The 9233-nt window shown below is 71.8% G+C and carries 8 protein-coding genes; all 8 read right to left on the bottom strand.

Annotated features, from left to right (window positions below; all coding sequences use genetic code 11):
* Positions 1-54: 54 nt before the first annotated feature.
* The 8 genes from pstS to JHN45_RS47350 all read right to left on the bottom strand — a co-directional run bounded on the left by pstS (position 55) and on the right by JHN45_RS47350 (position 9117).
* Positions 55-1185 carry a phosphate ABC transporter substrate-binding protein PstS gene (gene pstS / locus JHN45_RS47385; RefSeq protein WP_200717589.1) on the bottom strand — a complete coding sequence of 377 codons (1131 nt, stop codon included), beginning with the start codon at positions 1183-1185 and terminating at the stop codon, positions 55-57.
* Positions 1186-1541: 356 nt separating this feature from the next.
* Positions 1542-1982, bottom strand: a complete 441-nt coding sequence (locus JHN45_RS47380) for an NUDIX hydrolase (RefSeq protein WP_201055614.1) — start codon at positions 1980-1982, stop codon at positions 1542-1544.
* Positions 1983-2023: 41 nt separating this feature from the next.
* Positions 2024-3136 (bottom strand): CHAD domain-containing protein, encoded by a 1113-nt coding sequence (locus tag JHN45_RS47375; RefSeq protein ID WP_201055612.1) that lies wholly within the window; start codon positions 3134-3136, stop codon positions 2024-2026.
* Positions 3117-5477 (bottom strand): RNA degradosome polyphosphate kinase, encoded by a 2361-nt coding sequence (locus tag JHN45_RS47370; RefSeq protein WP_200717228.1) that lies wholly within the window; start codon positions 5475-5477, stop codon positions 3117-3119. The genes JHN45_RS47375 and JHN45_RS47370 overlap by 20 nt, the downstream gene beginning before the upstream one ends.
* A gap of 139 nt (positions 5478-5616) precedes the next feature.
* Positions 5617-6372: a hypothetical protein gene (locus JHN45_RS47365; protein ID WP_201055610.1), complete on the bottom strand. Its 756-nt coding sequence runs from the start codon at positions 6370-6372 to the stop codon at positions 5617-5619.
* Positions 6369-7343 (bottom strand): hypothetical protein, encoded by a 975-nt coding sequence (locus JHN45_RS47360; RefSeq protein ID WP_201055608.1) that lies wholly within the window; start codon positions 7341-7343, stop codon positions 6369-6371. The genes JHN45_RS47365 and JHN45_RS47360 overlap by 4 nt, the downstream gene beginning before the upstream one ends.
* The gene (locus JHN45_RS47355; protein WP_201055607.1) at positions 7340-8098 is read right to left on the bottom strand and encodes a hypothetical protein; all 759 of its coding nucleotides are present in this window, start codon (positions 8096-8098) and stop codon (positions 7340-7342) included. Before JHN45_RS47355 ends, JHN45_RS47360 begins: the two co-directional genes overlap by 4 nt.
* A complete protein-coding gene (locus JHN45_RS47350; protein ID WP_201055606.1) occupies positions 8095-9117 on the bottom strand; it encodes an ABC transporter permease in 1023 nt (340 codons plus the stop codon). The genes JHN45_RS47355 and JHN45_RS47350 overlap by 4 nt, the downstream gene beginning before the upstream one ends.
* Positions 9118-9233 lie beyond the last annotated feature (116 nt).

Genomic DNA, 9233 nt, shown 5'->3' with positions numbered 1-9233 from the left:
TAGTCCGAGTGTGCGGCCGGGTCCCGTTCCAGGGGACCCGGCCGCACACTCGGACTAGCTGATGCTCGCGATGGTGCTGCGAACCTTGGTGATGATCGCGTCGGGGATCGGCGCGTAGTTGATGGTGGAGAGGACCTTCTGGCCGTCCTCGCTGGCGATGTAGGAGAGGAACGCCTTCGTGGCGGGCAGCGTGTCGGCCTTGTTGCCCTTGTCGCAGACGATCTCGTACGTCACCAGGGTGATCGGGTACGCGCCCTCGGCCTTGGTGTTGTAGTCCAGCTTCAACGACAGGTCGTTGCCCGTGCCGATGACCTGGGCGGCGGCGATGTCCTTGGTGGCGCTGTCGGTGCTGGGCGCGACCGGGGCGGCGGCACCGGTGTTGATGCTGACGGCCTTGACGCCGTCGGCGACGTAGGAGAGCTCGAAGTAGCCGATGGCGCCGGAGGTCTGCTTGACGCCCGCGGCCACACCCGCGGAGCCGGCCGCCGACTGGCCGCCCTTGGCCTGCCAGGCCTTGCCGCCGGAGTACTTCCAGTTGTCCGGGGTGGTGGCGATCAGGTACTTGGTGAAGTTGTCCGTGGTGCCGGACTCGTCCGAGCGGTGGAACGCCTGGATCTTGAGGTCGGGCAGCGTCGCGGACGGGTTCAGCTTCTTGATCGCCGCGTCGTTCCACTTGGTGATCTTGCTGTCGAAGATCTTGGCGAGCGTCGGGGCGTCCAGGACCAGGTTGTCGACACCCGGGACGTTGTAGCCGAGCGCGATCGGGCCGCCGACCATCGGGAGGTCGATGCCCTGGCCGCCGGAGCAGACCTGCTTGGAGGCGGTGACCTCTTCGGGCTTCAGCGCGGAGTCGGAACCGGCGAACGCCAGCTGACCCTGGTTGAAGGAGGTGACACCGGCGCCGGAGCCGCCGCCCTTGTAGTTGATCTGGACGCCACAGGCCGTGCTGAACGCCTTGACCCACGCGTCGATCGCGTTCTTCTGCGCGGACGAGCCGTCGGCGAGCAGCTGCTGGCCCTTCTTGGCGTCGCCGCAGACGGCCGAGCTGGCGTTGTTCGTGGCCGAGGAGCTGCTGTTCGACGAGCCGCCGTTGTCGTCCGAGCCGCACGCCGTGAGGGCCAGGGCGCCGGAGACCGCGAGAGCACCGAGGGTGAGGGCCCGCCGGTTCATGCGCTGAAGCTTCACTTGAAAGAATTCCTTCCGAGAGCCGCCGTCCTGAATTCCGGCGGCGTGCGAAGACGTGGGTGACGCGGGTAGCGACCCCCAGGTCGCAGCTCGCATCGCGTAAGGCCGAAATTAGGCAGAACAGGTGAAGGCGCCTATGGGCATAAGTGAACGGAGGGTGAACCCCTGTGGGCGGTGCGGTTAGGTCACGGAACGCTCACGTCGAGGACACGAGCTGATTCCGGACTGTGCCAGGTGCGGCGGGCCCGAAAATGCGTCCACGAGCGGGCGGTCCCTCGGTCGGGCGACGGCCCTGCTGCGGCCGTCCCTCCGCAACGTAACGCGAGGTGGGCGGCACGGCAGCCCAGGAAACGCGGTCAGTCGAGTGGGTCCTCGTCCGTGCCGACGGCCATGAGCACGAGGGAGATCAGGTCGCGGTCCCGCTCGTGGGTGAGCCGCCGGTGGGCCTCGTCCGGCCTGAGCCAGACGAGGACGTCGACCTCGTCGTTGGGCTCGAAGGTTCCGCCGGTCGCCTCCGCCGCCCAGTAGCGGACCTCCTTGGGCCGCCCGTGGTGGTCGACGTACCGGGCCGAGGGGAGCCGTGTCCCCAGCCGGCAGGTGTGGCCGGTCTCCTCCAGGACCTCGCGGCGGGCCGCCTCCTCGAAGGTCTCGCCGCGCTTGAGCTTGCCCTTGGGCCAAGACCAGTCGTCCCACTTGGGCCGGTGGACCAGCGCCAGTTCGAGATCTCCGGCGGACCGGTGCCGCCACAGGGCGCAGCCGGCCGCCTGGACGGTGGTGTCGTTCGTCGAGGAAGTCACTGAAGGTTCACCGTCTCCTCCGCGCGGGTTGGTGCGGGGCGTCAGGGGGTGCCCGCCACCCGTTTCTGCCACGACTGCTGGAAGGCGAAGCGGGCCGCCTCCACCTCGTGCCGCTGGTCGGCGTGCAGCACCCCGAGGGCGTACGCGGTCGCCGGGGCGATCCGCGGGGTCCGGGCCGCCGACGCCGCCGCGGCGGCGGCCTCCGAGGCGTCCCGGTGCAGATTGAGGGCCTGGCCGGCCGCCAGCAGGCGTACGTCCAGCGGCGGGCCGTCCCCGTGCAGGACCTCACCGGCGTAGCGGTGCAGCCGCAGCAGCAGCCGTACCTGGTGCCAGGGGCCGTCCTGGGGGTGCGGGGCCGGGTCGGGGGAGAGGCCGTGGATGAGGGCCTCCGCGTTGTACGGGTGCCCGGCGGTGACCAGCGGCAGCGCGGTCACCGCGTCGTTCAGGCGCTCGCCCGCGGCGGCGGCCAGCGGGCGCAGGTCGGCGCCGGCGGCGGCCGGGGTCAGGGGGACCTCGCTGGCCAGTACGGCGACCTTGTCGGCGACCGCGTGGAAGCGGGAGGAGCCGAGGGCCTGGAGGGCGGTGGAGTGGGCCCGGGTCCGGGCCAGGGTGAGCTGGCGTTCCAGCAGGGCGCCCGCCTTGGCCGCGCCGACGGTGAGGTTGCCGCGTTCGGCGGTGGCGGTGGCCGGTGCGGTCGCTCCGACGCCCCGGCCGCTCGCGGGTGCCGGGACTCCGCGGCCGGCGCCGGTGACCCGGCCGCCCACGGCCGAGGCCGCCGACTGGGCGGGGAACACGGCCGAGCCCGACAGCCGGTGCAGGGCGAGCAGCAGCCGTTCCAGCCGGGCCGCGCACGCGTGCTCCAGCGCCAACGTGCCCGACAGCCACGCCAGTTCGGGGCGCATCTCCTCGGACCAGTCGGCGTCCAGGAGCGGCCGGAAGGTGTGCAGGCTGCCGCTGATCCGGCGGGCCGAGTGGCGCAGGGCGCGCGCCGCGTCGACGGACTCCTCCGTGCCGTTCTGCCCGCCGCCGGTCTCCCGGTGCAGTCGCAGTGCGCGGAGGAACTCCGTGGCCTGGCCGCGCAGGTAGCCCGCGAGGGCGTCACCTGTCACGGCACGGGCCGTGGGATCCGTCGGGTCAAGGTGTTGCTGTGCCACGCCGGCGCCTCCGGGCGTCTATGAGCATCTCCTGGACGTTGCGCAGGGGTTGGCCTTCCGCGTCGGTCGCGTGCCGGGTCCACTCGCCGTCCGGGCCCAGGTGCCAGGAGGAGGTGGTGTCCGACATGCCGGTCTCCAGGAGCCGGCTGATCGTGGCGCGGTGGGCCGGGTCGGTGACCCTGACGAGGGCCTCGATCCGTCGGTCGAGGTTGCGGTGCATCATGTCGGCGCTGCCGATCCACACCTCGGGCTCGCCTCCGTTGCCGAAGCCGAAGACGCGGGAGTGTTCGAGGAAGCGGCCGAGGATGGACCGTACGCGGATGTTCTCGGACAGGCCGGGGACGCCGGGCCGCACCGCGCAGATGCCGCGCACCCACACGTCGACCGGGACCCCGGCCTGGGACGCGCGGTAGAGCGAGTCGATGATCGCCTCGTCCACCATCGAGTTGACCTTGATGCGGATGAACGCGGGGCGTCCGGCACGGTGGTGCTGGACCTCCTTGTTGATCCGGGCGATCAGGCCGTCGCGCAGGGACTTGGGGGCGACCAGCAGGCGGCGGTAGGTCTCGCGGCGCGAGTACCCGGAGAGCCGGTTGAAGAGGTCCGAGAGGTCGGCGCCGACCTGGGGGTCCGCGGTCAGCAGGCCGAGGTCCTCGTAGAGGCGGGCCGTCTTGGGGTGGTAGTTGCCGGTGCCGACGTGGCTGTAGCGGCGGAGGGTGTCGCCTTCCTGGCGGACCACGAGCGACAGCTTGCAGTGGGTCTTGAGGCCGACCAGGCCGTAGACGACATGGCAGCCGGCCTCCTCCAGCTTGCGCGCCCACTTGATGTTGGCGTGCTCGTCGAAGCGGGCCTTGATCTCGACCAGGACGAGGACCTGCTTGCCGGCCTCGGCGGCCTCTATGAGCGCGTCGACGATCGGGGAGTCGCCGGAGGTGCGGTACAGGGTCTGCTTGATGGCGAGGACGTCGTCGTCGTTGGCCGCCTGCTCCAGGAACCGCTGGACGGACGTGGAGAACGAGTCGTACGGGTGGTGCAGCAGCACGTCCCGGTTGCGCAGGGCGGCGAAGATGTCGGGCGCGGACGCGGTCTCGACCTCGGCGAGGTCGCGCTGGGTGCCCGCGATGAACTTGGGGTACTTCAGCTCGGGCCGGTCCAGCGAGCCGATGCGGAACAGGCCGGTGAGGTCGAGCGGGCCCGGCAGCGGGTAGACCTCGGCCTCGCTGATCTTCAGTTCGCGCACCAGCAGGTCGAGCACCTCGCGGTCGATGGACTCCTCGACCTCCAGGCGCACCGGCGGTCCGAAGCGGCGCCGCATGAGTTCCTTCTCCAGGGCCTGGAGCAGGTTCTCGGCGTCGTCCTCCTCGACTTCGAGGTCCTCGTTGCGGGTGAGCCGGAACGCGTGGTGCTCCAGGATCTCCATGCCCGGGAAGAGTTCCTCCAGGTGGGCGGCGATGACGTCCTCCAGGGGGACGTACCGGCCCGGCGAGGACTCCAGGAAGCGGGAGAGCAGCGGCGGCACCTTGACGCGCGCGAAGTGGCGGTGCCCGGTGACGGGGTTGCGGACGACGACCGCGAGGTTCAGCGAGAGGCCCGAGATGTACGGGAAGGGGTGCGCGGGGTCGACGGCCAGCGGGGTCAGCACGGGGAAGATCTGGTGCCGGAACAGGGTGAAGAGGCGGGCCTGTTCCTTCTCGGTCAGCTCGTTCCAGCGGACCAGGTGGATGCCCTCCTCCGCGAGCGCGGGCGCGACGTCCTCGTGGTAGCAGGCGGCGTGCCGGGCCATCAGTTCGCGTGAGCGGGCCCAGATCATCTCCAGCACCTCGCGCGGCTGGAGGCCGGACGCGGAGCGGGTGGCGACACCGGTGGCGATACGGCGCTTGAGGCCGGCCACCCGGACCATGAAGAACTCGTCCAGGTTGCTGGCGAAGATCGCGAGGAAGTTCGCCCGTTCCAGGAGCGGGGTGTTGGGGTCCTCGGCGAGCTCCAGGACTCTCTCGTTGAACGCGAGCCAGCTGCGCTCCCGGTCCAGGAAGCGGCCCTGCGGAAGCTGGGGCCCGTCGTACGGCGACTCCTCGTACTCGTCGAGGTCGGCGTCGATGTCGGGTTCCAGATCGGAGACCGCCGCCGACACGGTGTGCGGGCGGTGGGCGGCTATGGAGCCCACGGAGGGCTGCGCGTGCTGGACCTGTGCCTGGGCGTTGGGCTGGCTGCTCATGTGCCCATTGTTCCGCGCCACCGGCGATACGGGCGCGTCGGAGAGCGCCGGAAGGAGCGGGAGGACGGCGCCGTTGCTCCCGTTCACCTCGGGAGGCGGCGAAGGCTCTGGCACGACGGGCTTCATTCGCCGAGCGTCGCAAGCCCGTCTGAACCAATGGTTACGGCGACATGGCGTGCGGGATATCGGGGGGCGGCTCCCGGACGTCTACGCCACCGAAACGAACGTAACGGATGCCTGGGAGCCACCGTGAGGCGGGATCCGGTCAGGAGGTGCGGCGGCGCAGCAGGGCGAAGGCGGTGCCGAGGACGAGTGCGGCGACGGCCACCACGATGCCGGTCTCCACGAGTTGGAGGGGCCAGAAGTCGGAGGCGGGGCGGTTGCCGGCGTAGTGGCCGCCGCGCAGGTTGCCGACGTGGGCCGCCGTCGGCCACAGGTGCGGGCGGGCGAAGCCGAGGGTGGTGAGGGCGAGGCCCATGGCGGCGATCGCGAGGCCGGCCGCGGTCACCGCGTGGCGCTGGAGGAAGCCCGCGAGGGTGCCGACGGCGAGGCCGAGGAGGGGGTGGACGATCGCGAGGGTGCCGTTCGCGGTGAAGGTCTCGTCGTTCCACGGGTTCCAGCCCTCCGGTACCTGGTGCGCGTCGGACACCAGCCGGTGCAGCAGGACCAGCACCGTGTTGCCGGCGGTGAGCAGCGCGGCGGGTACGGCGAGGCTGGTGGCCAGCCAGCGGTTCGGGGTGACGCCCTGGGTCCAGGCGAGGCGTACGGTGCCGCGCTGCAGTTCGCGGGCGACGAAGGTGCCCGCCCAGGCGGCGGCGAGATAGGGGACCCAGCCGATCAGCACCTCGGCGACGGTGTACGCCGCGCTCCCCCCGGGGCCGTAGGCCCACAGCAGCCCCGCGGAGACGGCGGTGACGAGTACGGCCCACCCGGTCAGGGCGGCCCGGTGCAGGCGCAGCACGGCCCCCCACATGCGGGCCGGTCTGGGTCGGACGGTCGGGTCCGTGGCGAGGGCGGTCATACGGCGGTCCCCTTGGTGTTCGTACGGCGGTGGAGCAGGGCGAAGGCGGCGGCGGTGGCCAGGGCGGCGACGGTGAGGATCAAGGCGGTCTCGGTGAGCTGGAGGGGCCAGAACTGGGAGGACGGGTGGAGGTCCCGGTAGTGCCCGACGACGTCATGGGCGGCCGGGCACGCCTTGCCGGCTCCGGTGCACGGGTCGGGGATGTGGGCGCCGGTGGCGGTGACGGCGCCCTTGTCGCCGTAGATGGCCGCCGTTTTCGGCGGGTAGCCGTGCGGCAGGGAGCTGACGGCGGACTTCCACGGCCAGAGGTGGGGGCTCGCCCAGAGGACGAGGGTCCTCGCGATCAGGGTCGTCACGGCGGCGACGGCGAGGCCGGCCACGGCGCGGCGTACGGCCAGACCGCCGAGGGCGCCGAGGGCGAGACCGAGCAGCGGGAACGCGACGGCGATCGGCCCGTTGGTCTCGAAGGTGCCGCTGTCGGACCAGTTCCAGCCCTCCGGTACCTGGTGCGCGTCGAACAGCAGGCGGTGCAGCAGGACGAGCAGGGTGGTGCCCGCGGTGAGCAGTGCGGCCGGGACGGCGAGCTTGGCCGCCAGCCAGCGGGCCGGGCTGACCGCCTGGGTCCAGGTGAGTTCCGCGGTGCCGTTCTCCAGTTCGCGGCCGATCAGCAGGCCGCCGGCCCAGAGGGCGACGAGGACCGGCAGGAAGCCGACCGCGGCCTCGCTGAACCGGTAGGCGAGGTGGTAGCCGTCGATCGAGTAGTCCGCGTCGCAGAGGTCGACGGTGCACTTTTGCCGCCACGCGGCATTGGCCGCGTTCCCTCCTGGTCCGTACGCCCACAGCAGCACCGCCGAGACGACGGCGACGAAGACTCCCCACACGACGAGGGCGGGCTGGTGCAGCCGCAGGATGGCGCGCCAGGCGCGGGCCGGTCTCGGGCGCGCCGTCGCTGCGGTGGCCAGGGCGGTCATACGGCGGCTCCCTTGATGTTGGTGAGGCGGCCGAGCAGGGCGTAGGCGGCCGCGAGGGCGAGCGCGGTGAGCAGGAGCAGTGCGGCGGTTCCGCTGAGCTCGACCGGCCAGTAGCGGCGGACGGGCCAGACGGTGTCCCACTCGCTGCCGAAGAAGGAGCGGGCCGTCCAGGTGATGGCGGCGGCCACCGCCAGGGCGGGCAGCGCGCGGCCGGTCGCGACTCCGGCGAGGGCGCCCACGGCCAGGGCGAAGAGGGGCAGGGCCACGGCCATCGGACCGGCCGGGACGAGGACGCGGTCGTAGGACCAGTCGGTGACCAGGACGTCCTGGTCGGCGGTCCAGACCCAGGCGTAGACCAGGCCCAGCAGGGTGGTGCCGCCGGTCAACGGCAGGGCCGCCGCGCCGAGTTGGGCGGTGAGCCAGCGGGCCGGGGTGAGGGACTGGGTCCAGGCGAAGCGTGCGGCGCCGTTCTCGAGTTCACGGCCGACGAGGGCGGCGCCCGCCCAGGCTGCGACGGCGACGGAGGTGTAACTGAGCAGCTCGCCGAGGAAGTTCATGACGTTGTTGACGTCGGTCATGACGAAGTACGGGTCGACGGGGTGCCGTGCGGAGGGCGCCCGGAACAGATGCACCCACAGCAGGGCGCTCACGGCGAGCAGCACGAACGCGCCCCAGACGATCGACGCCGGCCGGTGCAGCCGCAGTACGGCCCGCTGCGGTCGGGCGGTGGTGGGGCTCATGGCCATGGCGGTCATACGGCGGCTGCCTTGGGTGCGGGTGCCGAACCGGTCCGGTGCTCGAGGAGGCGGAAGGCGGTCACGGTGAGGGCGGCGGTGACGGCGAGGATGATCGCGGTCGCGGTCAACTGGAGTGGCCAGTAGTGGGATTGGGGGTGGTGGTCGTTGTAGTAGCTGACGGCGTCGAGCTTGGCGTAGGCGGTCTTGCAGGGTCCGTAGGTGGTGCTGCCGCACAGGTGGCCGGAGAGGTGCCTGCCGGTGGAGGTGACCAGGCCCTGGTCGACGACGATGCCGGAGCCCGCCGGGACGCTGTGGGTGAGGCTGCTGACCGTGGTGACCGAGGGCCACAGGTGGGGTGTCGCGATGGCGACGACGCTCCACAGGAAGCCGGTGCTCGCCAGTGAACCGACCAGCGCGCCGAGGGAGTTGCGCTTGTACAGCCCCCAGAGGACGCCGCTCGCCAGGCCGGCCAGGGCCATCGCGGTGGTGGCCGTGCCGTTGGCGGCGTAGGTGCCGAGGTCGTACCAGTTCTTGGCCGTGTCGATGCGGCCCTGGCTGTTGGACCAGGCCCAGTGGTGCAGTCCCGCCAGCAGTCCGGAGCCGAGGGTGACCAGTACGGCCGGGACGGCGAGCTTCGCGGTCAGCCAGCGGGCCGGGGAGACCGCCTGGGTCCACGCCAACTGCGCGGTGCCGCTTTCCAGTTCGCGGCTGACCAGCGCGGCACCGGACCAGGCGGCGACCAGCGCGGGTACGGCGACGACGGCGATCGTCGTGTACGTGTACCAGTCCTTGTAGCGGCCGATCGCGCCCGCGTCGTACACGCAACTGGCCGTTCCGCAGGCGCGGTACTGCTTCCAGGCCTCGGCCGAGGCGTCGGTGAGCGGCCCGCCCAGCCAGAGCAGCAGGCCGCCGACGACGAGCACGAAGGCGATCCAGGAGAGCAGGGCCGGCCGGTGCAGCCGGACCAGCCAGCGCAGCAGACGCGGGGACCTGGCCGGGCGCGCGGTGAGCGCCGGCGGTGTGGCGAGGGCGGTCATGCGGCGGTCTCCGGGCTGTTGGGGGTGGTTGCCTGCTGGGGTGTGGGGGTGAATCTAACCGTTGTCATGGTCGATGAACGGTTAGAAAAGACCCCAGCTTTCAGAGGGTGCGGGGG

It is taken from the genome of Streptomyces sp. MBT53 (assembly GCF_016654115.1).
In the GTDB taxonomy this organism is placed as follows: domain Bacteria; phylum Actinomycetota; class Actinomycetes; order Streptomycetales; family Streptomycetaceae; genus Streptomyces.
This window is presented reverse-complemented; position numbering and strand designations above follow the sequence as displayed.